Here is a 25,087-nt window from a genome sequence, read left to right on the forward strand (position 1 = left end):
TGTTCCTTATCGGACAGCACTCGTCCGAAAGTCCACCACAAGAGCTGGAGAAGAGAACATCAAGAGTTTCTGGTCCTAGAACTGGTGCGCTGACCTGGGAGTGCGCCGCGGTTACGCCTCTCCGGTTTCACCGAGGACGACACTGGGAGACGCAATGTCTGTGGCAACGTCAACAACGGGTGAAAAAGAAAGAATTCCCGGCGGCGGAATTCCTGAGAAGGAGTCCCTGAAGGCCGGGGACGTACATCGCGCGCTCGAACCGCACGTTCTTGTGGACGGGTACGGATTCGTTCTCGATATCTCCGAGAGTTCGGGGAGCTGGCTCGTCGACGGTGTCACCGGGAATCGCTATCTCGATCTCTTTTCCTTCTTCGCGTCCGCGCCGCTCGGCATGAACCCGTCCTGCATAACCGGCGACGAGACGTTCATGCGCGAGCTTGCGGCCGCCGCGGCGAACAAGCCGTCGAACCCGGACCTGTACACGATTCCGTACGCCGAGTTCGTCAGGACTTTCGCCCGGGTGCTCGGGGACCCGGCGCTGCCGCACCTGTTCTTCGTCGACGGCGGGGCGCTGGCCGTCGAGAACGCGCTCAAGGCCGCCTTCGACTGGAAGGCGCAGAAGCTGGGCCTGGACGACGACGCCGTCAACGGCCTGAAGGTCCTGCACCTGGAGCGGTCCTTCCACGGCCGCAGCGGCTACACCATGTCGCTGACGAACACGGAGGTCTCCAAGACCACCCGGTACCCCAAGTTCTCCTGGCCGCGCATCCCGTCGCCCGCGCTCCGGCATCCGCTCGCCGAGCACGCCAGGGCGAACGAGGAGGCCGAGCGGGAGGCGCTGCGGGCCGCCGAGGAGGCGTTCGTCGCGGCCGACGGGATGATCGCCTGCTTCATCGCCGAACCGATCCAGGGCGAGGGCGGAGACAACCATCTGAGTGCCGGTTTCCTCCAGGCGATGGAGCGGCTCTGCCGCCGGTACGACGCCCTCTTCGTACTCGACGAGGTCCAGAGCGGCTGCGGAATCACGGGCACCGCCTGGGCCTACCAGCAACTGGGCCTGACCCCCGACCTGGTGGCCTTCGGAAAGAAGACCCAGGTCTGCGGTGTGATGGGCGGCGGCCGGATCGACGAGGTCCCTGACAACGTTTTCGCGGTCTCGTCCCGCATCAGCTCGACCTGGGGCGGCAACCTCGCCGACATGGTCCGTGCCACCCGGATCCTGGAGACGATCGAGCGGACCCGGCTCTTCGAGACCGTCGGCCGGCTCGGCACCTACCTCGGTGACGGCCTCGAAGCCCTCGCCGTCAAGCACTCCGACGTGGTGACCAACGCCCGTGGCCGCGGCCTGATGCGCGCGGTCGACCTGCCCGACACCCGGTTCCGTGACGCGGTCCTGCGCCGGATGTACGTGGAGCACCAGGTGATCGCGCTGCCCTGCGGCGACCGCAGCCTGCGCTTCCGCCCGCCGCTGACGATCACCGAGAGCGAGATCGACCAGGCCCTGGAGGCGCTGGCGCTCAGCGTCACAGAGCCCACCGGCTGACCCACCGCCTGAAGCACCACGTGTACGTCCCTGTCCGACCTGCTGCCGCAACGACAAAAGACGGAGATCCCACCCATGACGTCAGCACGGTTCCCGACGACCGCCGCGGAGTGGTCCGCTCGCATCGATGAAGTATCGGGCGAGCGCTGCGATCTGGAGATGCTGCTCAAGGACGAGTGGCGCAACAGGATCGCGGTACGGGACGACGACCCCGGTATTCGCGCGACGGAATTCCGGGAACTGTCCATCGGCGGACAGGACTACACCAATTTGAAGAACGCGCTGGCCGACGACGACGGAGTGTCGGCCGGTGCGTTCGCGCTCGTCACTCTGCACAGCGTGATGCGCGCCTACGGCCACGGGAACCGGACGGTCGCCGGATTCGTCGACGCCACCGCGGCAAGGAATCCGCAACACTCCCGCATTCTTCCCGTCATGGTCGACCACGAGGCCCAGGCGGGACTCACCTGTCTCGCCGCCGTGCGGGAAATCGCCGAGGCGCTGCGCCACGACGACGCGTACGCGCGCCCGGACGAACTGCTCCAGCGCGGGCTCTTCGACGCGCTGCTCATGCTCACCGACCACGAGGTGCCCCTCGCCGAACTGCCCTCGTCCCCGCTCACCATGGTCGTCCGGGACACCGGTGGATCGCTGAGCTGGACGATCGCGTACGAGGGAGAGCTCTTCGAGGACCGGACGATCGCCGGTGTGCTCGAAGTCGTACGCGAGGTGCTCGGCCAGTTCCTCGGCCGCCCCGGCCTGCTCGTCGCCGATATCGAGCTGGTGTCGCGGGAGCAGCGGGAGCGGATCCGCGGGTGGAATGCCACCGACGGCGACTTCCCGCAGGGCAAGCGGCTCAACCACCTCTTCGAGGACGCGGTCCTGCGGTCCCCGGACCGCGAGGCCGTCGTCTTCGGCGACACCCGGCTGACGTACCGCCAGGTCGACGAGCGGGCCAACCAGTTCGCGCACTGGCTGCTGGGACCTGGTGCCGGGGTCCGCCCGGAGGAACTGGTCGGGCTCTACCTCGACAAGAGCGACCTGGGCGTCGTCGCCACCCTGGGCATCTGGAAGTCCGGCGCGGCCTACGTCCCGATCGACCCCGGCTACCCGGCGGAGCGCGTCAGGTTCGCCGTACGCGACACGGGTCTCTCCGGAATCGTCACCAACCAGCGGCACGCCGCACGGCTCCGGGAGATGCTCGGCGCCGAGCACGCCGAGGTGCGCGTCATCGAGATCGAGACCGTACTGGCCGAGCAGGCAGGGGCCGGGAGCGCCGTCCTGGAGAACCCGCGACTCCCCCTGGGCAGCGGGGACCTCGCCTATCTGACGTACACCTCCGGCACGACCGGTGTACCGAAGGGCGTGCCCAAGTACCACGACAGCGTCGTGAACAGCATCACGGACCTCTCCGAGCGCTACGACATGCTCCGGCCCGGCGAGGAACGGGTCGCGCTCTTCGCCTCGTACGTCTTCGAACCGCATCTGCGCCAGACCCTGATCGCGCTCATCAACTCGCAGACCCTGGTGATCGTCCCGGAGCGCGTCAGGCTGGACCCGGACCGCTTCCCCGTGTTCCTGGCGGAGAACGGGATCACGTACCTCAACGCCACGGGCTCGGTGATCCAGTACTTCGACCTGCGCCGATGTCCGAGTCTCAAGAAGATCCTGCTGGTCGGCGAGGAACTGACCGCGGCCGGCCTCCGCCGGCTCCGCGAGAACTTCTCCGGCCGCATCATCAACGAGTACGCCTTCACCGAGGCCGCCTTCGTCACCGCCGTGAAGGAGTTCGCACCCGGGGTCACGGAGCGCAAGGACCGCAGCATCGGCCGCCCGGTCCGCAACGTGAAGTGGTACGTGCTGAGCCAGAACCTGAAGCAGCTGCCGATCGGCGCGATCGGCGAGCTGTACATCGGCGGACGCGGAGTGGCCCCCGGCTATCTCAACCGGGACGACCTGACCGCCGAGCGGTTCACGGCGAACCCGTTCCGGTCCGAGCGGGAGGTGGCGGACGGACAGAACGCCCGCATCTACCGGACCGGCGACCTCGCGCGGCTCCTGCCCTCGGGCGAGGTCGAGTTCATGGGGCGCAGCGACTTCCAGCTGAAGCTGAACGGCGTCCGTGTCGAGCCCGGCGAGATCGAGGCACAGGCGACCGAGTTCCCCGGTGTACGCAAGTGTGTCGTCGTGGCCCGCGAAGGGGCCGGCGGGCCCAGCGACCGCTATCTGGCCGGGTACTACCTCACCGAACCGTCGGCCGAGGTCACCGAGGACGAGCTGCTGGCCTTCCTCGAACAGCGGCTGATCCGGATCATGGTCCCGGCCCGGATGGTCCGCCTCGACAGCATCCCGGTCAACATCAACGGCAAGGTTGACTGGCGAGCCCTGCCCGAAGTGGACTTCGCCAGGCCCGGCACGGCACCGGCTGCCGCCGGCCGCACGGCGGACCCGGCGGGCGGCGTCGCAGACGAGCTCCGCGAGATCTGGAGCACCGTACTGGGCGTGCCAGCGGCCCGGATCGGAGACGGCGACGACTTCTTCCGGCTCGGCGGCCAGAGCATCTCCTGCATCCTGCTCATCGCACAGGTCCGCAGACAACTGGGCGTCTTCGTCGGTGTCGAGGACGTCTTCACGCTCAGGACGCTCGGCGAACTGGCCCGGCACCTGGACCGGCAGCTGGAGCAGGGACCGCGACCGGAAGCACCGGGGGCCGTCGAGGAGTCCCTGAGCGAGGGCGAATCCCTGCGGCTGCGCGCCAACGGCCTCCAGCAGGGCCTGCTCTACCACGCGCTGAAGAGCCGCAACGGCGACGACGCCTACGTCATGCAGTCGGTGCACCGCTACCGGTGCCGCATCCGGCCCGAGCAGATGAAGGAAGCGTGGCAGGACGCCCAGCGGAAGTACCCCGCGCTGCGGCTGCGCTTCGAGTGGGCCGAGGAACCGCTCCAGATCATCGAGCACGACGACAAGCCCTTCGACTGGCGCTTCGTCGACCTGAGCGGGATCGCGGACCCCGGTGAGCAGGACGCCCGTATCAGGGAACTCCAGGAACGGGACCGGACCGAGCCGTACGAACCGGCCGCCGGGCGGCTGTTCCGCGTCTACCTGGTGAAGCAGCGCGAGGACCTGTACTCGCTGATCTTCAGCTGCCACCACCTCGTCATGGACGGCTGGAGCCTGCCCGTACTCCACGACGACGTACACCGCACCTACCTCCGCCTGATCCGGGGCGCCGGGACCGAACCGGCCGTGGTGGACCACGCGTACGTGGCGGCGCAGCGGCACTGGGAAGCGCACCGGGACGACCACGTCGACTACTGGGTCCGGCAGATCGAGCGCATCGACGAGCGCGGAGACTTCGGCGGACTGCTCAAGGAGGAGATCCGCTACCAGGTCGCGCTCAGCGACTACGACCACATCCGTGAGCACCGGACGAAGAAGCTGGGACTCGGCGCCGACCTGACCGCCGCGCTCAAGGCGCGGTGCGCGGCGAACTCCGTCACCCTGCACTCGGTGCTCCAGTTCGTCTGGCACAAGGTGCTGTACGCCATCGGCGGCGGGAACACCACGGTGGTCGGCACGATCGTCTCCGGGCGCAATCTGCACGTCGACGCCATCGAGGACTCCGTCGGCCTGTTCATCAACACACTGCCGCTGATCGTCGACCACGACGAGCAGGCGGGCAGGACCGTCGGCGCCGCGATCAGCGACATCCAGGCCGCCGTGAACACCATGAACAGCAAGAGCACGGTGGAGCTGGGCCGCCTCCAGACCGGCGGAATGAAGCGCAGGCTCTTCGACACACTGCTCGTGCTGGAGAACTACCCGCGGCTCCTCGAGGAGGCCGAGGAGCACGACGAACTCCTCCGCTTCGAGAAGGGGTACGACGCCGACAAGGTCGACTACCCGCTGGCCGTCGTGGCACGCGAGGAGGACGACGAGCTGACGGTCACCCTCTGGTACGCGGGCGAGCTGTTCGACGACTCCACCATCGATACGCTCCTCGAGGCCACGGACACCCTGTTCCGGCAGGTCGCGGCCGATGTCGCGCAGCCCGTGAACAGCCTCGAACTGGTCTCACCGGGCATGATCGAGCGCTTCGACGCATGGAACCGCACCGAGACCGCCTTCCCCGCCGGACAGACCCTCCACGGGGTCTTCGAGGAGATGGCGGCGGCCTGGCCCGACGAGGACGCGGTCGTCTACCGCGACCGCCGGCTGACCTACCTGGAGCTGGACGAACGGGCGAACCGGCTGGCCCACCATCTGCGCTCGGTCGTCGAGCTCAGGCCGAACGATCTGGTCGGGCTGGTGGTCGACAAGAGCGAACTGATGATCACTGCGATCCTCGCGGTGTGGAAGACCGGGGCTGCGTACGTCCCGATCGACCCGGGCTACCCCGACGACCGGATCGCGTTCATGCTCCAGGACACCGCGGCCCGCGTCGTGGTGACCAACGAGATCCACGGCGAGCGGCTGCGCACCGTGACCGCCGGCGCCGGGCTGAGCGTCCTGGACATCGAGCGACTGCCGCTCGACGGCCTGCCTGCCCACAAGCCGGCCACCGAGGTGACCAGCACCGACCTGGCGTACGCGATCTACACCTCGGGCACCACAGGCAAGCCGAAGGCCGTACTCGTCGAGCACCGCGGTGTCGTCAACCTCCAGGTCTCCGTGGCCGGGCTGTTCGGTCTGGCGAAGGAGAAGGGGGACGAGGCACTCCTCTCGTTCTCCAACTACGTCTTCGACCACTTCGTCGAGCAGATGACGGACGCGCTGCTCAACGGGCAGAAGCTGGTCGTACTCGACGACAGCATGCGCACGGACACCGAGCGGCTGTACGCGTACATCAACGACGAGCAGGTCACCTACCTCTCCGGCACACCCTCGGTGCTCTCGCTGTACGACTACGCCACGACGACCTCCCTGACCCGTATCGACGCGATCGGTGAGGACTTCACCGAGCCGGTGTTCGACAAGATCCGCGGGACGTTCGGGAAGACGATCATCAACGGCTACGGCCCGACCGAGATCTCCATCACGAGCCACAAGCGGCTGTACGAGGTGGGGGAGCGGCGCGCCACCAAGAGCATCGGGCACCCGGTCGCGAACACCGCCTGCTACGTGCTCAACAAGTCGATGCAGCGGGTCCCGGTCGGCGGCATGGGCGAGCTCTACATCGGCGGCATCGGGGTCACCCGCGGATACCTCAACCGTGACGAACTGACGGCCGACCGGTTCGTGGACAACCCGTTCCGGACCCCCGAGGAGAAGGCCGCGGGCACCAACGCCCTCGTCTACAAGACGGGCGACCTCGCCCGGTGGCTGCCCAACGGTGAGCTGGAGTGCCTGGGCCGCACCGACCTCCAGGTCAAGATCCGCGGACAGCGCGTCGAGCTCGGCGAGGTCGAGGCCGCCCTGTCCTCGTACGAGGGAGTGACCCGGTCCCTGGTGATCGCCCGGGAGCACGGGGCGTCGGCCTCCGCCACCGCGCAGAAGTACCTCGTCGGCTTCTACGTCTGCGACCGCGAGCTCGACGAGCAGGACGTGAAGCAGTGGATGCGGGCGAAGCTGCCCGAGGCCATCGTCCCCGCCCGCGTCCTGCGGATCACGGACATCCCGGTGACCCCCAGCGGCAAACTGGACACCAAGAGGCTCCCGGAGACGGACTTCGGACCCGGTGACAGCACCGAGTACGTCGCCCCCTCCAACGACATCGAGACCAAGCTCATCGGCATCTGGTCCACGGTGCTCGGCGTCGCCCCCGACCGCATCGGGGTGCACGAGGACTTCTTCGCACTCGGCGGCGACAGCATCCGCGCCATGGCGCTCGCCCAGGCCATCACCACCAGCTTCGGCCGCGGCCTCGGGGTCGCCACCGTGCTCCAGCACACGACGCTCGGGGCGCAGGCGGCCCACATCCAGGAGATGGCCGCACAGGCCGACGACGAGACCTTCGAACCGGCCGCCGGGCGCGCCGCCGAAGGGGCGGGCGAACCCCTGGTGTCGCTCGCGCAGGAACGACTGCTGTTCATCGACGAGTTCGAGGGCGGCACCGCCGCGTACAACATCCCCTTCGTCCTGCGGATCGCCACGGACGACGGTGTCTCGCCTGAGACGATCGGCCAGGCGCTGCGCACGCTGCTGCGCCGCCACCCCGCCCTGCGGACTCTGCTCAGGACGGATGGAGAAGGAGTCAGGCGGCAGTACGCACTGCCGGAGGACGAGGCGTCGGCTCTCTTCCACCCGGCCCTGCACTCGGTCGGCAGCACCACGGAACTCGACGAGCGCCTGGTCGGGACCCAGGGGTACGTGTTCCGTCTGGACGAGGAACTGCCGCTCAGGGCCGACCTGTTCGAGCTCGCCACGGACCCCGGCGGGGTGTATCTGAGCCTCGTCCTGCACCACAGCTGCTTCGACGGCTGGTCCTGGAACACCTTCCGCCGTGAGTTGACGGCCCTCCTGCGGGGTGTGCCCGGCACGGAACTCGGCACGATCCGCGGGACGTACGCGGACTTCGCCGTATGGCAGCGCCAGTATCTGAGCGGCCGGCGGCTCTCGGAGCTGACCTCGTTCTGGACGGAGGCGCTGGCCGGCTTCGAGACGACCAGGATGCCGCTGGACAGGCCGCGCCCGCCCCGCTTCGACTACCGCGGCCGGGAGATCGAATTCGCCCTCGACGAGCCGACCACCGAGGCGCTGAAGGCCCTGGCCCAGTCGGCGAGGGTGAGCCTGTACAGCGTGCTGCTCGGCGCCTGGGGCCTCATGCTCCACACGTACACCGGACAGCACGACTTCGTCGTGGGAACCCCCTCGGCCAACCGGGGGCGCCCCGAGTTCGACCGTACGGTCGGCTTCTTCGCCAACCTCCTCGCCCTGCGCGTCCGGATCGACCCGGAGGCGACGCTCACGGACTACGTCCACGCGGTCGGCGGGAACGTCGTCGCGGCGCAGGTGCACGGCGAGCTGCCGTTCGAGCAACTGGTCAAGGAGCTCGACCCCGAGAAGGACCCCAGCCGCCACCCGGTCCTCCAGATCAACTTCACCCTCCAGAACGTCACTGACCGTGCCGACGGCTCCCCGGCGGCGGACGAGCACCTGGCACCGGTCGCGTACACACCGGACGGCGGCGGCTGGACGGCCACCAAGTTCGACCTGTCGGCCACCCTCACCGAGACCGGGGGCGGGGGCCTCGCGGGGAACCTGACCTACGCCGCCTCGCTCTTCGACGACGCGAGCGCCGCCGGTTTCATCACCACCTTCCAGCAGATCCTGGCGGAGTTCGCCCGGCTGTCCTCCCTCGGTGGCCGCGCCCGGCTGGCCGACGTCACCCGCATCGGCGAGACGGAGCAGGCCGCCCTGCTGGCGGACGGCGAGAGCACCGCGCAGGCACTCCCCGCCCGGACACTCCACGCGGTGTTCGAGGAGATGGCTGCGGCCCGGCCCGACGAGGACGCGGTCGTGTGCGGCGATACGACGCTGACCTACCGCCGGCTCAACGAGCGGGCGAACCGGCTGGCCCACTACCTGCGCTCGGTCGTCGAGCTCAGGCCGAACGATCTGGTCGGCCTGGTGCTCGACAAGAGCGAGGCGACGATCACGGCGATCCTCGCGGTGTGGAAGGCAGGGGCGGCGTACGTCCCGATCGACCCGGGCTATCCCGACGACCGGATCGCGTTCATGCTCCAGGACACCGGCGCCCGGCTGGTCGTCTGCAACGAGGCCCACGGCGAGCGGCTGCGCTCCCTGCCCGCCGCTGCGGGTACGCAGGTGGTGGACATCGACCGGCTGCCGATGGGCTACCGGTCCGCCGAGAACCCGGTCACGCCGGTGACCGCCGAGGATGTCGCGTACGCGATCTACACCTCGGGGACCACCGGGAAGCCAAAGGCCGTCCTCGTCCCGCACCGCGCCGTGGACAGCTTCCGTGAGCAGCTGAACGGGCGCTACTTCCCGGCTCCCGAAGCGGCCCCCGACGCCGATTCGCGCCACGGCGTCCTGTTCCTCGCGAACTACGTCTTCGACTTCTCCGTCGAGCAGCTCGCGCTCTCCGTCCTGGCCGGTCACAAGCTCATCGTCCCGCCGCCATCGCCCGCCCACGACGACGGCTTCTACGCGTACGCGAACCGCGCCGGACTGACGTATCTGAGCGGTACGCCGACGCAGATCCAGCAGTTCGACCTCGCGCGTCTGACGCGGCTGAGCTGCGTCCTGGTCGCGGGGGAGGCGTTCCACGAGAGCCACTTCGAGAAGATCCGGCGCGAGTACGCGGGGCCGGTCGTCAACGCCTACGGGACCACGGAGACTGCGGTCTACAACACGAACCGGCGTTTCGAGCCGGGCGAGAGCTACCGCAACACCTTCGGCAGGCCACTCGGGAACACTCGGCTCTACGTGCTCGGCGAGGCGATGGAACTGCTGCCGCCCGGCGCGGTCGGGGAGCTGTACGTCGCGGGGGAGTGCGTCACGCACGGGTATCTGAACAGGCCGGAGCTGACGGACGAGCGCTTCCTGCCGAACCCGTTCCGCAGCGACGCCGAACGCGAGGACGGCCGGTGTCCGGTCATCTACCGCACCGGCGACCTCGTCAGGCGTACCCGGGACGGCGAGATCCAGTACGTCGGACGCAACGACGACCAGGTCAAGATCAACGGCCTGCGCATCGAACTCGGCGAGGTGGAAGCGGTCCTCGCCACGTGTCAGGACGTCCGCGAGTGCGCCGTCGTCGTCACGGCCGACGAGCGCACCCCGGGCAGCAGGCGCCTGGTCGGCTACTACGTGGCGGACGCCGGCGCGAGCGTCGACGAGGACGGCATCTTCGCCGCCCTGCGGGCCCAGCTCATGCCGGGCATGGTGCCGGCACTCCTGGTGCGGCTCGACCGGCCGCTGCCGATGACCATCAACGGGAAGCTCGACACCAAGGCCCTGCCGCAGCCGGGCCTCTCCGCGAAGCGGGCGGTCTACGCCCCGCCGCGCAACCGCACGGAGGCACGGCTGTGCCAGCTGTGGTCCGCGCAGCTGCCCGTCGGCCCGGTCGGCATCGACGACGACTTCTTCCGCTCGGGCGGGGACAGCATCAGCGCCCTGCATCTGGCGAGCCAGGTGCAGCGGGAGGCCGGACGCAAGGTCGGCGTCAAGGACATCTTCGACTTCCCGACCGTCCGGCGACTTGTCGACAACGTACTCTCCGGCCCCGAAGCCGTACGGGGCGCGGACGAGGACGAGGGGGAAGCGCCCGAGCAGGGGAGGCTGAGCGGCGCCTGCCCGCTGCTGCCCATCCAGGAGTGGTTCTTCGCCAAGCCACTGGCCGAACGCGACTGGTGGAACCAGAACTTCGCCGTCAAGACCCCGCCGCTCGACGTGGCCAAACTCCGCGAGGCCATGACCCGGCTCGTCGGACACCACGACGCCTTCAGCCTGCGCTACACCGGAGCCGGCGACGAGGACATCACCCAGACGTACGGCGGCAGCCCGGACCCCGTCCTGCACGAACTCGACGTGTCACAGCTGCGGGCCGAGGAGATCAGCAGCCAACTCGCCGCATGGCAGAGCGGGTTCGACCTGTCGGACGGCCCGACCCACTGTGCCGCGTACCTCCACGGCTTCGAGGACGGCACGGCGCGCGTCTGGTTCGCCCTGCACCACCTGATCGTCGACACTGTCAGCTGGCACATCCTCGCGCAGGACCTGGAGATCCTGTACCACGACGGTGAGCTGGAGGAGAAGACGAGCAGCTACCGGCAGTGGGCCGGGGCGCTGCGCGGTTACGTCCCCGGCGAGGACGAGCGACAGCTCTGGGCGGAGATCACCCAGGGCATGGCATCGGAGCCCGCGGGCGAACTGACCGCACGGTCGCGCGAAGCGCAGACGCTCCGCGAGGAGTTCGCGCTCGACGCCTCGGAGACCCGGACCCTGCTCACCGAGAGCCACTGGGCGTACGACACCACCATGAACGACCTGCTGCTGACCGCGACCGGTCTCGCGCTGCGGTCGGTCACGGGACGGGCGACGAATTACGTCACGGTCGAGGGCCACGGCCGCGAACGCTTCGAGGGAGCGCCCGACGTCCGGGACACCGTCGGCTGGTTCACGACGATGTACCCGCTGGCCGTAGAGGCGGACCCGCACGACCTCGGCCGCTCGATCCTGGGCACGAAGGACGCCTTCCGCAGGGTGCCGCACCACGGCATCGGTTACGGAGCCCTCTTCGGCCGGTACGGCGGTGAGCGGGCACCCCTGCCCGCGGTCAGCTTCAACTACCTGGGCCGGCTCTCCGACGAAGGGGAGCAGGCGCCGGACCGGTCGGCGGGCTGGCAGCTCGACTCGGCGATGTGCGGCAGCCACATCTCCGAGCGGAACAGGGGAGCGGACCAGTTCGGCGTCGACGTGACGATGCGGTGCACCGGCGGCCGTCTCGTGACGGTGATCGACAGCCGGCTGGACGAGGCCACCACCCGGCGCTTCGCGAGCGCGCTCAAGTCGGCGCTCGAAGAGCTGACCGCCCACACGGCAACCGTGGCACGCACCGGGACGGGCCGCGCGCGGACGGACCGGCAGACAGCGCCCGAGGACGCCTTCGACCCGTACATCCTCGTCAACGAGGAGAACGCGGGGAACGAGGAACGCACCCTCTTCGTCTTCCCGCCCGGCGAGGGCGGCGCCGAGAGCTACCTCAGCAACATCGCCCAACGGCTCCCCGGCTACCGGCTCGTGCTCTTCAACAACATCCATCTGCACGCGCCCATGGCCTCGTTCGAGGACCTGGCCCGCTACTACCAGGCGCACATCCGGGAACTCCAGCCGTCCGGCCCGTACAGCCTCCTCGGCTGGAGCTTCGGGGGAGTCCTCTCGCTGGAGGTGTCGCTGCAACTGACCCGCGCCGGCGAGAAGATCGACAACCTGCTTCTCATCGACCCGTACTTCGATGTGCGCCAGGCATCGGCCGATATCGGGCTCCCCGAGGTCGAGGACATCCTCGACCCGATCAACTACCACTACGCGCCGAGCCGGGAGGATCTGGCCCGGCTGGCCGAACGCACCGGAAAACTGCTGATGTTCAAGGCGGACGAGCTCAACGAGATCGTCCGCGACGACGAACAGCGCCGACTGTTCGCGTACTACCAGCGGTCGCCGTACAACGGCCTGGACGCTCTGCTGCCCGCCGAGTCGATCGAGGTCCATCCGCTCCGCGGCGAGACCCACCATTCGTGGGTACGCAACGAGCGCCTGGTCGCCGGGATGTGCGAACGCATCTCGCAGTGCCTTCTCCAGGCGATCTCCAGAGTCCGCAGAGTCCACTGAGTCCACGGAAATCCAACGGAGGGTTTCATGCCGGTCCTGATGCCGTCGTCCGACGTACCGACCATCGACATATCGCCGCTGTCCGGCGCTGACGCGGATGCCAAGAAGCACGTGGCCCAGCAGATCAACAAGGCGTGCCGGGGGTCCGGATTCTTCTACGCGTCCCATCACGGAGTGGACGTGAATCTGCTCCAGGACGTGGTCAACGAGTTCCACCGGACCATGACCGACCAGGAGAAGCACGACCTGGCGATCAACGCGTACAACAAGGACAACCCGCACGTACGCAACGGCTACTACAAGGCGGTCAAGGGCAAGAAGGCCGTCGAGTCCTTCTGCTACCTGAACCCGCTGTTCGGCGAGGACCACCCGATGATCAGGTCGGGGACGCCGATGCACGAGGTGAACCTCTGGCCGGACGAGGACCGCCACCCGAGGTTCCGCCACTTCGGCGAGAGGTACTTCGCCGAGATGCTCCAGCTCTCCACGGTGATCATGCGAGGGCTCGCGCTGGCCCTCGGCAGGCCCGAGAACTTCTTCGACGCGGCGCTCGCGAAGGAGGACACGCTGTCCTCCGTGTCGATGATCCGCTACCCCTACCTGGAGGAGTACCCGCCGGTGAAGACCGGCCCCGACGGTATGAAGCTGAGCTTCGAGGACCATCTGGACGTCTCGATGATCACCGTGCTCTACCAGACCCAGGTACAGAACCTCCAGGTCGAGACGGTCGACGGCTGGCAGGACCTGCCGACGTCCCAGGACAACTTCCTGGTGAACTGCGGTACGTACATGGGGCACATCACCAACGACTACTTCCCGGCCCCGAACCACCGCGTGAAGTTCGTCAACGCGGAACGGCTGTCGCTGCCCTTCTTCCTCAACGCGGGTCACAACAGCGTGATCGAACCCTTCTGGCCCGAGGGCGCGCAGGACAAGGAGACGAACCCGGCGATCTCGTACGGCGAGTACCTCCAGCAGGGTCTGCGGTCACTGATCGTCAAGAACGGCCAGACCTGACCGGGGGCGATGCCCCGCGACCTTCCATGACGGCCCGCCGGTGAACCGGCGGGCCGTCGTGCCGTCCGGGACAGAGCCGTTCGGGACAGGGCCGGGCATGAGGGTGTTTGACCGCATCGGTACCCCGGGCAAGGATGGCGGCCATGCAGCGATCCCGTGCCCGGCGCGCCGTTCTCGGCGCCCTCACCGCCCTCGCCCTCGCCACGCCGGTGTCCTGCGGCCACAGCGGCGCCACGGACGCATCGGCCCCGCCGAGCGCCCCGACCACCGCGGCGAGCGAAACAGGTGAACCGGGCGAGGCCGCGAAGCCGTTGGCCGGTGAGTCCCTGGAAATGAAGCGGGAGTTCACGGCCCTGGAGAAGAAGTTCGACGCCCGGCTCGGTGTTTACGCCGTCGAAACACGAACCGGCCGCGAGGTGGCGTACAACGACGACGAGCGGTTCGCCTACGCCTCCACCTTCAAGGCCCTGGCCGCCGGCGCCGTCCTGCGCAAGTTCTCCCTGAGCGGCATGGACCGGGTCGTCACCTACTCCCGCGACGATCTCGTCCCGCGCTCCGAGGTGACGGCGAAGCACGTCGGCACCGGGATGACCCTGGGCGCGCTGTGCGACGCCGCCATACGGCACGGCGACAACACCGCGGCCAACCTGCTCTTCGACCAGCTCGGCGGCCCCGCGGGCCTCGACGCCGCCCTGGAGGAGATCGGCGACGACGTCACCCGGATGGACCGCCGCGAGACCCAGCTCAACCAGTGGTCCCCGGGCGCCACCCAGGACACGAGCACACCACGGGCGCTCGCCGACGACCTGCGTGCCTTCGTCCTCGAAGACACCCTCGGCAAGGGCGAACGCGCCCAGCTCGCGAAGTGGCTCCGCTCCAGCACGACGGGCGCCGCCCTGATCAAGGCGGGCATGCCCAAGAACTGGGTGGTCGGCAACAGGGCGGGAGCAGGCAGCACCTACGGCGTCCGGAACGACATCGCCGTGGTGTGGCCCCCCGACAGCGCGCCCATCGTCGTGGCGATCATGTCGAACAGCAACAAAGCGGACACCGGCTACGACGACAGGCTGATCGCACAGGCCGCATCCGTGGTCGCCGGCGCGCTGTCCTAGGGCCTGCCCGGCCGCGACCCCGGCGAAAGGACGCGTGGCCGAGATTCGTCATCGTGACGCACATCACTTACTAAACAGTTAGTACAAGGGGAGCCGGGTGCTCCCCTTCGCCGCGCGCGCTCCGGCTCCATGATCCGGAAAGATGCGCAGCTGAGGGCCCCTCATAGTCCGAATTATCGCAGTAAAAGGGATAGTTCAGGCATACGCTGTACGGGTCACTCGCTGAATTCCAAAGGTTTTTTCGCGAAGAGTCCCGGGCGCTCCGGCCATGGCCGAATTCTTACGGCTCCGATGAAATGGCTGGCCAGGCTGCTACGTTCGATTTTTCCGCACGGTTCGTGGCAGTCAATTTCCCTGTTGGTCGACCCTGCACCCGGCCCATTCCGGCCGGTGCATTCTCCTGCCTGAATCCCCACACAATTCTTCCGGGAAGAGAGCGCAGTCATGACCACTGCTCGCCGCGCCTTATCCGTTCCGCCCTTCTACTGCCCGCTCCCCGACGCTGTATACGAAAAGCCTGAAGAGGCCGACGCGGGGGCCGTCGACTGGATGTTCCGCCAGGGCTTCCGAAAGGAGGGGGACTGGCTGCCCAAAATGAAAGCCGGATCGTACACCGCGTACTGCATGCCGTACGTCCTCGAGCGGTGCGCCGAAATCATTACGTACGTCATGTACTGGGGCGGGGCCTGGGACGACGACCTCGATGTGCTCCCGGGCATGGACCAGCCCGCGCCGCTGACCATTCACGTCAGCCGGCTCAAGCACATACTCGCCTCGCCCAGGGCCGAGGTCCCCGCAGGGGAGCCGTACCTCGCCGCGTTCCAGGACTTCTGGAACCAGATAGCGGGACAGGCGACCGCGGACCAGCTCGAGCACCTGCGCCAGGGCTTCTGCAGCTACTTCGACGGTGTGCTGTGGAAGTGCGCGAACCAGGCGACCGGCGAGCTGCCCGAGATGGGCGACTACCTCATCATGCGGGCGAACGACGTCGCCGGCCCCTGGCTGACCGCCCTCACCCCGATCGGCGGCGGTTACGAACTGACCGCCGAGGAGCGGATCGACCCCCGGGTGCGCGCCGCGACCGAGGCTGTATCGCTGATCGTCGGGCTCGACAACGACCTGATCTCCGTACACCGGGAGAACCTTCAGGGCCTGTTCGACCAGAACATCATCAGCATCGTGCAGCGGGACCGGGGCTGCGGTCCCGAGGAAGCGGTCGTCCACGTCACGGCGATGCGCGACCGGATCATGTCCCTCTACCTGGCGCTGCGCGACCAGGTCTCCGCAACCTCACGCCCGGAGCTGGGGCGCTACCTCCACGACATCGGCTACTGGATCCGTGGCCACATCATCTGGGCGGACTTCACCACCCGGTACTGCGCGCCGGTCGATCCGGTCACCGGCGAGGAGCAGAACTACGGCGGCTACGGACTCGTCTGGGCCGACGCTCCCTCCGACAGCGATACCGCACCGCTTCCCATTCCGCAGATCGCCTGGTGGTGGGACCAGCTCAGCTCATGACACGGGCCCTGCGTGCCGCACAGGAATCACAGGAAGCACAGGAATTCCAGGAGGATTCATGACGACCCAGCCAGTCGAATCGTTCGCCAAGGGTGAGGCTCCCGGCGCACTGCCCGTGCTCGGACATGCCAGGCAACTGCGCAGCGATCCCCTCAGCTTTCTGAGCACACTTCCCGAGCACGGCGATCTCGTCCAGATCAAAATCGGGCCCAGCCCCATGTACATCGCGTGCCACCCGGAAATCGTCCACGAAATGCTCGTGGACAAGGTGAAGGATTTCTCCAAGGGCGGTCCGGTCATGGATCGCGTCCGCTCCGTGCTCGGGGACGGACTCGTCACCGTCGACGGCCTGGTCCACCGCACACAGCGCCGGCTGATTCAGCCCGCATTCCACCCTGCCCGGATAGCCGAATACGTCCTGATCATGCAGGAACAGACCGCCCTCGCCTCCGAGGAGTGGCAGCAGGAGAAGAACCTCGACCTCGTGCTCGCCATGGGCAATCTCACCGCCGACGTGACATTGCGCTGCCTGTTCTCCGAGCCCGGTGACACGAAGGTGCGCAGGGGCGGTCACCACGGACTCCCCGCCGCGCTGAACACGGTCATCGACGGCATGTTCTTCCGGATGATCAACCCGCTGCCCACCCTGGCCTCGATGCCCACTCCGGCCAACCGCAAGTACAAGCGGGCCGAGGAGCAGCTGCACCGGGTTGTCTTCGAGACCATCGAGCGCTACCGCTCATCGGGCGACGGCGGCGGTCTGCTGCGGACGATGATGTCCGCGGTCGACGAGGACGGCAACCGCTTCACCGACCAGGAGCTCCACGACCAGGCCATCACCCTTCTCCTGGGCGGGGCGGAGACGACCGCGGTCCTGCTGTCATGGATCTTCCATCTGCTGCACGAGAACCCCGAGATCGCGGACAGGCTGCACGCCGAACTCGACGAGACGCTGGGAGGCCGCCCGGTCTCTCCCGAGGACCTGCCCCGGCTCACCCTCACCCGCAACATCGTGGCCGAGGGGCTCCGGCTGTATCCGCCGGCCTGGCTGCTCAGCCGCCGCTCGAGTGTCGACACCACACTCGGCGGCATCCCCATCCCGGCCGGGACCGACCTCGCCTACAGCCCCTACCTCCTCAACCGCGACCCGCGGTTCTTCGACGCCGCGGACAGCTTCGATCCCGACCGCTGGCTCACCCTGCCCTCCTCGCCCCGGCGCGCCGCCTATCTGCCCTTCGGCGCGGGCAATCGCAAGTGCGTCGGCGATGTCTTCGCCCTCACCGAGTCGCAGGTCATCGTCGCCACCATCGCCCAGCACTGGCAGCTCAGCCGCGCACCGGGCACGAAGACCACCCGCCCGCTCGTACGCATGAGTCTGCGGCCGGACCAGCTCACCGTGGTGCCCACCCGGCGCACACCGGCGCGCAGCCCGGAAACCGCTCCGCGTTGAGCCGGTCCCGTCCACGAGGAGGAATCATGAACAGCTCCCCGCAGCCGACCGGTTCGCCCGTCACTGCCAGGACCGGCGTGAGCACACCTCTGCCGGGCCGCGGGCAGATCACCGTCGTCACCGAACTGCACGGAGAGGCCGAAGGCGCCACGGCCTGCCCGGCCGCGCCCCTGTTCCACCAGGTCCTGGCGGACTCCGGCCTGACCGTGCGGCAGGGCGCCGTCACGCTCTCGGCTCCCGGGTCCGGTGCGGGTCCCGCCACGGTCTTCGTGGCCCCGGCCGACGGACCTGACAGCACGGCCCTGGCCGCCGCCGCCGACCCGGACGATCCCGAGGCGGTCCGGGCGGCCCGCGACGCGGTGGCTTCCGTGGCGGCCGTACGCGGGCCACGGACCGTCTACCTCGCCTCGCCGCGCTCGTTCTGCGCGGGCGTGGACCGCGCCATCGATGTCGTCGACCGTCTGCTGGAGCAGAACGCCGACGCCGACGACCCCGTCTACGTACGCAAGCAGATCGTGCACAACACCCATGTGGTGAACGGTCTCGCGGCGCGCGGGGCGGTGTTCGTCGACGAGCTCGACGAGGTGCCGGACGACGCGACCGTGGTGTTCTCGGCCCACGGTGTCTCGCCGCAGGTCAAGGACCACGCCCGGGCCAAGAACCTGCGTGTGGTCGACGCGACCTGTCCGCTGGTGACCAAGGTGCACATGGAGGCCCGGAGGTTCGCCGCCGAGGGCGACACGGTCGTACTGATCGGCCACGCAGGGCACGAAGAGGTCGAGGGCACGATGGGTTACGCGAAGGACCACGTGGTCCTCGTCGAGACCGCTGACGACGCGGAACGGCTGGAGGTGCCGGACGCGGAGCGCGTCGCCTACCTCACGCAGACCACGCTCGCGGTCGAGGAGACCGCTGACACCATCGCGGCGCTCAAGTCCCGCTTCCCGGCCGCCAAGGGCGCTCCGACGGACGACATCTGCTACGCCACCACCAACCGCCAGCACGCGGTCTCCGAGATCGCATCCCGCAGCGACCTCGTGCTGGTCGTGGGTTCGCCGAACTCGTCCAACTCCGTGCGCCTGGTGGAGCTGGCACAGCGCAAGGGGGTTCCCGCGTACCTGATCGACGACGCCCGCGACATCCGCCTCTCATGGCTGGAGGGCGTCGGCTCGGTGGGCCTGACCGCGGGCGCGTCCGCACCGCCCGATCTGGTCGCCGAGACCATCGCGGTGCTCTCCGGGCTCGGTCCGGTCGAAGTGATCGAGTGCACCACCACCGTGGAGAACGTCTACTTCGCCCCGCCTCGCGCCGTGAGGACATCATGCCCCTGAAACAGACAGAGCGACTGGCACAGACGGATCAACTACGTTCAGGCTCCCTCACGCGGACGGCCGGGGAACCGGCGGAGTCCGTACTCGCGGCCGTCGGTTCCCCCGGCGATCTGCAGAAGCTGCCGGCGCACCGACTGCCCGCCCTGGCCGCCGAGATCCGCGCGACGCTGATCGAGAAGGTGTCCGCATCCGGGGGCCACCTCGGTCCCAATCTCGGCGTGGTGGAGCTGACGATCGCCCTGCACCGGGTGTTCGACTCACCGCGCGACGCGATCGTGTTCGACACCGGTCATCAGTCGTACGTCCACAAGATGCTGACCGGCCGCATCGCGGAGTTCGACGGACTGCGGCAGGCGGACTGCCTCTCCGGCTACCCCTGCCGGGCCGAATCCCCGCACGACATCGTCGAGAACTCACACGCCTCCACCGCGCTCTCCTGGGCGGACGGGCTGGCCAAGGGGTTCGAACTGATGGGCGAGAGCGACCGCTGCGCGGTCGCGGTGGTCGGCGACGGCGCGCTCACCGGCGGCATGTCCTGGGAGGCGCTGAACAACATCGGCGGCGGCCACCGCCCCGTGATCGCCGTGCTGAACGACAACGGCCGCTCCTACGACCCCACCATCGGCGGCCTTGCCGAACACCTCGCGGTACGCCGGGCCCGGTCCCCCGAAGAGGCTTCGCCCGGAGGGCTGTTCGAGTCCCTCGGCTTCACCTGCATCGGCCCCGTGCCCGGCCACGACCTCGACGCGCTTCAGGACGCGCTGCGCGCGGCCCGGGCCACCGGCGGCCCCACCCTCGTCCACGTGGTGACGGTCAAGGGCAAGGGCCACCGGCCCGCGGAGACCGACGAGGCGGACCGGCTGCACGCCGTCGGCGTCGTCGACCCGGCGACATCGCGCCCGCTGGCCGCCTCGAAGCCGACCTGGTCGAGCGTGTTCGACCAGGAGATCGCGGAGCTGGGGGCCGAGAACGAGAAGGTGGTGTGCCTCTCGGCGGCGATGGTCCGCCCCACCGGCCTGCACACCTTCGCCACCCGCTTCCCCGACCGCTGCTTCGACGTGGGCATCGCCGAGCAGCACGCGGTCACCTCGGCAGCGGCGCTCTCCACGGCGGGGCTGCACCCGGTGGTCGCCATCTACTCGACCTTCATGAACCGCGCCTTCGACCAGGTGCTGTTCGACGTGGCCCTGCACGACCGCCCGGTCACCTTCGTACTGGACCGGGCCGGCATCACGGGTCCGGACGGAGCGAGCCACCACGGCATGTGGGACCTGTCCACGTTCAGCCAGGTGCCCGGCATGCGGATCGCCGTACCCCGCGACCCCGCCACCCTGCGGGCGCTGCTGCGGGAAGCGGTCGCCCTGGACTGCCCGACCCTGCTGCGCTACCCGAAGGCGACCGCCGGGGCCGACCTCCCGGTGCTGGAGAGCACCGACGGAGTGGACGTGCTGTTCCGCTCGGCCACCAAGGACGTCCTGCTGATCGCGGCAGGACCGGTCGCCGCCACCTGTGTCGAGGCGGCCGGGTATCTGTCGTCCACCGGCATCGGCTGCACTGTGGTGGACCCCCGCTGGGTCGTCCCGGTCAACCCGCGGGTGACCGCGCTCGCGGCGGCCCACACTCTCGTGGTCTCCGTGGAGGACGGCAACCGCGCGGGAGGCGTCGGCTCACTCATCGCCCAGGCGTGTGCCGACGCGGCGAACCCCGCGCCGGTGATCAGTCTCGGCCTGCCCCGGGCGTTCCTGCCCCACAGCACCCGCCCCGATCTGCTGGAACGCACCGGTCTGACCACGCAGGGCATCGTCCGGTCCGTCCTGCGCGCCCGAGCCGATCTGCCCCAGCAGCCTGCCTGGAGGAACAGTTGACCACCGATCTCGGCATACCGACGCTCCGCCTTCCGGGCCTGGAGCCGACCCGCCTCCCTTCGTCCGACCCCACGCCCGTGACCGGCCGGATCACCCGCCGTATCGACGTGGGATCCGTACCGGTCGGCGGCGGCGCCCCCGTCTCCGTCCAGTCGATGACCACGACCCCGACCTCCGACGTCAATGCCACCCTGCAGCAGATCGCCGAACTGACCGCGGCGGGCTGCCAGATGGTCCGGGTGGCCGTCCCCTCTCAGGACGACGCCGACGCGCTGCCGGCCATCGCCGCCAAGTCCGGCATCCCCGTCATCGCGGACATCCACTTCCAGCCCAAGTACGTGTTCGCGGCGATCGACGCGGGCTGCGCCGCGGTACGGGTCAATCCCGGGAACATCAAGCAGTTCGACGACAAGGTGAAGGAGATCGCCGGGGCCGCGTCGGACGCGGGCATCCCGATCCGTATCGGCGTCAACGCGGGTTCGCTCGACAAGCGGCTCCTGGCCCGGCACGGAGCGGCGACCCCGCAGGCCCTCGCGGAGTCCGCGCTCTGGGAGTGCTCGCTCTTCGAGGAGCACGGCTTCCGCGACATCAAGATCTCCGTCAAGCACCACAACCCGGTCACCATGATCGCCGCGTACCGGCTGCTCGCAGCCTCCTGCGACTACCCGCTCCATCTCGGGGTCACCGAGGCGGGACCGCTCCAGCAGGGCAGCATCAAGTCGGCGGTCGCGTTCGGTGTCCTGCTGGCCGAGGGAATCGGCGACACCATACGGGTCTCGCTGACCGCCCCGCCGGTCGAAGAGGTCAAGGTCGGCCAGCAGATACTCCAGTCGCTCGGGCTGCGCCCCAGGCATCTGGAGATCGTGTCCTGCCCCTCCTGCGGTCGCGCACAGGTCGATGTCTACGCCCTCACCGAGAGGGTCCAGGCGGCGCTCGACGGCTTCCCGCACCCGCTGAGGGTCGCCGTCATGGGGTGCGTGGTCAACGGACCGGGTGAGGCGCGCGAAGCCGATATCGGTGTCGCTTCGGGCAACGGCAAGGGACAGATCTTCGTCAAGGGCGAGGTCGTCAGGACCGTTCCCGAATCCAAGATCGTCGAAGCGCTCGTCGAAGAGGCGATGCGCATAGGCGAATCCATCGAAGCAGAGTCCATCGAAGCAGAATCCGGTCAGGAGGCGACCCTGTGATTTCGACGTCGACGAGCCGCCCGCGCCCCGCGACCAGCACCCTCGAACCGGCCGCCGTCCGCGAGGAGATCGACAAGCGGCTGCACGGATTCCTGGACGACAAGGCCCAATGGGCGACCGATCCCCACCTGGTCGCCCTCATCGAGCACGTCCGCGGCTTCCTGACCTCCGGCGGCAAACGCATACGGCCGCTGCTGTGCATGGTCGGCTGGCACGCGGCACGGGGTTACGGCGATCCGGGCCCCGTTCTCACGGCAGCCGCTTCCCTCGAACTGTTCCACGCCTTCACGCTCATCCACGACGACGTCATGGATGCGTCCGACACCCGGCGCGGACAGCCGACCCTGCACCGGGTCCTCGCCGCCACCAGGCCGGAAGACACCGAACCGTCGGCCGCCGACCGCTTCGGTGAGAACAGCGCCATCCTGCTCGGCGACCTCGTCATGGTCTGGTCCGACGAGATGCTGCACTCGGCCGGGCTGCACCACCGGCAACTGAAGGCCGCACGGCCGCTGCTGGACGCGATGCGCATGGAGGTGATGATCGGCCAGTACCGGGACCTGCTCTCGACCGGGCATCCCACGCCGGACGTCGAGTCGGCGCTCACCGTCATCCGCTTCAAGACGGCCAAGTACACGGTGGAACGCCCGCTGCACATCGGCGCCGGCCTCGCCGGAGCCGACCAGCGGCTGCTGGACGTCCTGACCGCGTACGCCCTGCCGATCGGCGAGGCCTTCCAGCTGCGCGACGATCTGCTGGGCGTCTTCGGCGACTCCGAACTGACCGGGAAGTCGACGCTGGACGATCTGCGGGAGGGCAAGGCGACCGCGCTGATGGCCCACGCGCTGCGCGGCGCCGATCCCCGTCAGGCCAGGACGCTGCGCTCCCTGGTCGGCGATCCCGCGCTGGGCGACGAGGGCGCCGGGACGGTACGCGCTCTGCTCAGGGCGACCGGGGCCGTCGACGAGGTGGAGGCGATGATCACGGCGCGGATCGACCGGGCCCGTGAGGTTCTGGACGGGGCGCCGTTCCCCCACGAGGTCAAGAAGACCCTGGAGGACTTCACCACCCGCGCCACGCTGAGAACCTCCTGACGGGTTCCCGCTCACCGACACGTCCCGGTGACGTGGCCTACCAGGGCCACGCCACCGGGACGTGTTTCAGTTCCGGCCGCTCACGCGCCGGTTCACGCGGCGAGCTTCTGCACGGCATCCGGTGCGGGCTCCGGGACACCGCGCCGGTAGAGCAGGAAGGTCACCACGCAGCCGACGGCGGTGAAGCCGGCTGCCCACCAGTACGCGGTGGAGTAGCTGTGCAGCGCGGCCTCCGCGGCGGCCAGCGGGGTGGGCTTGTGGTCGCTGAGGTACGCGGTGGCGGCGGTCGCCGCGAGGGTGTTGAGCACCGCGATGCCCAGCGAACCACCCACCTGCTGCGTGGTGTTGACCGCGGCCGATGCCACACCCGAGTCGTCGTCCCGGACACCGTAGGTGGCGAGGTCGATGGCCGGGGCGTAGATCAGACCCAGACCGAAGCCGAGGACCAGGAGCGGGGGCAGGATCCCGCCGACGTAACTGCTGTCCAGCTCCAGCGCGGTGAACCAGACCATGCCGGCCGTGAGGAAGGCCATGCCGAGAGGTACGACGACCTTGGGGCCGAAGCGCGGCATGAGGACACCCGTGGCGACGCCCGAAGCCGCCACCAGGGAGACCGGGATCGGCAGGAAGGAGAGCCCCGTCTCGATCGGGGAGTACTGGAGGGTCTGCTGCATGTAATACGCGAGGAACAGCGCCACCGCGTACATACCGCCCGTGGTGATGAGCAGCGCGATGAGCGAGGCGCCGCGGTCACGGTTGAGGAGGATGCGCAACGGCAGGAGCGGGCGGCTCGCCTTGGTCTGCCAGTAGGTGAACGCGCCCAGCAGGACGGCTCCGCAGGCCAGGAAGCCCCAGGTGGCCGGTGAACCCCAGCCCTTGGACTCGGCGTTGGAGAATCCGTAGACGAGGGAGAAGAGTCCGAGGGTGACGAGCACCGCTCCGGGCATGTCGAGCTTGGGCCGGTCGGTCTGCCGCTGGCGTTCGATCAGCAGCGCGCCTCCGATGAGGGCGGCAGCGGCGAGCGCCACGTTGATGTACAGGGTCCAGCGCCAGTCGAGGTACTCGGTGAGGACCCCGCCCAGCAGGTTTCCGAGGGCGCCGCCGGCACCCGCGATGGCACCGAAGATGGCGAACGCGCGGGCACGCTCCTTGACGTCCGTGAAGGTCGTCGTCAGCAGGGAGAGCGCGGCCGGGGCGAGGAGAGCTCCGAAGAGACCCTGCAACGCCCGTGCCAGCACCAGGAATTCGAAGTTCCCGGCGGCGCCGCCGATGACGGACGCGACGGCGAAGCCGACCAGGCCCACCAGGAAGGTGCCCTTGCGGCCGAACAGGTCCGCGATACGGCCTCCGAGCAGCAGCAGGCTGCCGAAGGTGAGCGCGTACGCGGTGACGATCCACTGCCGGTCGTTGTTCGAGAACCCGAGGTCGGTCTGGGCCGACGGGAGCGCGATGTTCACGATGGTGGCGTCCAGCATGATCATCAGCTGCGCCAGCCCGATGACGGCCAGCGCCCACCATCGGCGCGAAGAGGGCTCGGGGCCGGGCAGTACGTCGTTTGGACGGTCGGTGCGCGCGTCCGCGGAAGACGGCATGACAGTGGCTCCAGGTGACGGGGAACGGGAAGGAGGCCCTCATGACCGTTGGAAGGGTGATGAGGCCCAGGGTC

11 protein-coding genes are annotated in these 25,087 nt (G+C 68.8%); 10 read left to right on the forward strand and 1 reads right to left on the reverse strand.

The genetic code is table 11. From position 1 onward, the window contains the following. The first annotated feature begins 154 nt into the window (after positions 1-154). From lat to ACWGO0_RS05750, 10 genes are all read left to right on the forward strand, one after another. Complete coding sequence (gene lat, locus ACWGO0_RS05705; RefSeq protein ID WP_453528470.1) at positions 155-1,543, forward strand: L-lysine 6-transaminase; 1,389 nt, start codon at positions 155-157, stop codon at positions 1,541-1,543. 75 nt (positions 1,544-1,618) lie between these two features. Beyond that, a complete protein-coding gene (locus ACWGO0_RS05710) occupies positions 1,619-12,844 on the forward strand; it encodes an amino acid adenylation domain-containing protein (protein ID WP_453528473.1) in 11,226 nt (3,741 codons plus the stop codon). A 27-nt stretch (positions 12,845-12,871) separates the two neighbouring features. Then, positions 12,872-13,861 (forward strand): 2OG-Fe(II) oxygenase family protein, encoded by a 990-nt coding sequence (locus ACWGO0_RS05715; protein ID WP_453528476.1) that lies wholly within the window; start codon positions 12,872-12,874, stop codon positions 13,859-13,861. A 143-nt stretch (positions 13,862-14,004) separates the two neighbouring features. Further along, complete coding sequence (gene bla, locus ACWGO0_RS05720) at positions 14,005-14,973, forward strand: class A beta-lactamase (protein WP_453528479.1); 969 nt, start codon at positions 14,005-14,007, stop codon at positions 14,971-14,973. Between the two features lie 444 nt (positions 14,974-15,417). After that, positions 15,418-16,494: a terpene synthase family protein gene (locus tag ACWGO0_RS05725; RefSeq protein WP_453528482.1), complete on the forward strand. Its 1,077-nt coding sequence runs from the start codon at positions 15,418-15,420 to the stop codon at positions 16,492-16,494. 58 nt (positions 16,495-16,552) lie between these two features. Further along, positions 16,553-17,944: a cytochrome P450 gene (locus tag ACWGO0_RS05730; protein WP_453528485.1), complete on the forward strand. Its 1,392-nt coding sequence runs from the start codon at positions 16,553-16,555 to the stop codon at positions 17,942-17,944. Between the two features lie 26 nt (positions 17,945-17,970). Next, complete coding sequence (gene ispH / locus ACWGO0_RS05735; RefSeq protein WP_453528488.1) at positions 17,971-19,275, forward strand: 4-hydroxy-3-methylbut-2-enyl diphosphate reductase; 1,305 nt, start codon at positions 17,971-17,973, stop codon at positions 19,273-19,275. Continuing rightward, a complete protein-coding gene (locus ACWGO0_RS05740) occupies positions 19,266-21,140 on the forward strand; it encodes a 1-deoxy-D-xylulose-5-phosphate synthase (RefSeq protein WP_453528491.1) in 1,875 nt (624 codons plus the stop codon). Before ispH ends, ACWGO0_RS05740 begins: the two co-directional genes overlap by 10 nt. Positions 21,141-21,178: 38 nt before the next feature. Further along, positions 21,179-22,327 (forward strand): flavodoxin-dependent (E)-4-hydroxy-3-methylbut-2-enyl-diphosphate synthase, encoded by a 1,149-nt coding sequence (gene ispG, locus ACWGO0_RS05745; RefSeq protein WP_453528725.1) that lies wholly within the window; start codon positions 21,179-21,181, stop codon positions 22,325-22,327. Beyond that, positions 22,324-23,421, forward strand: a complete 1,098-nt coding sequence (locus tag ACWGO0_RS05750; protein WP_453528494.1) for a polyprenyl synthetase family protein — start codon at positions 22,324-22,326, stop codon at positions 23,419-23,421. Before ispG ends, ACWGO0_RS05750 begins: the two co-directional genes overlap by 4 nt. A gap of 92 nt (positions 23,422-23,513) precedes the next feature. Here ACWGO0_RS05750 and ACWGO0_RS05755 read toward each other — a convergent pair whose 3' ends face one another. Beyond that, a complete protein-coding gene (locus tag ACWGO0_RS05755; RefSeq protein ID WP_453528497.1) occupies positions 23,514-25,013 on the reverse strand; it encodes an MFS transporter in 1,500 nt (499 codons plus the stop codon). Positions 25,014-25,087: the final 74 nt, after the last annotated feature.

The organism is Streptomyces sp. NPDC055749, assembly GCF_053617235.1.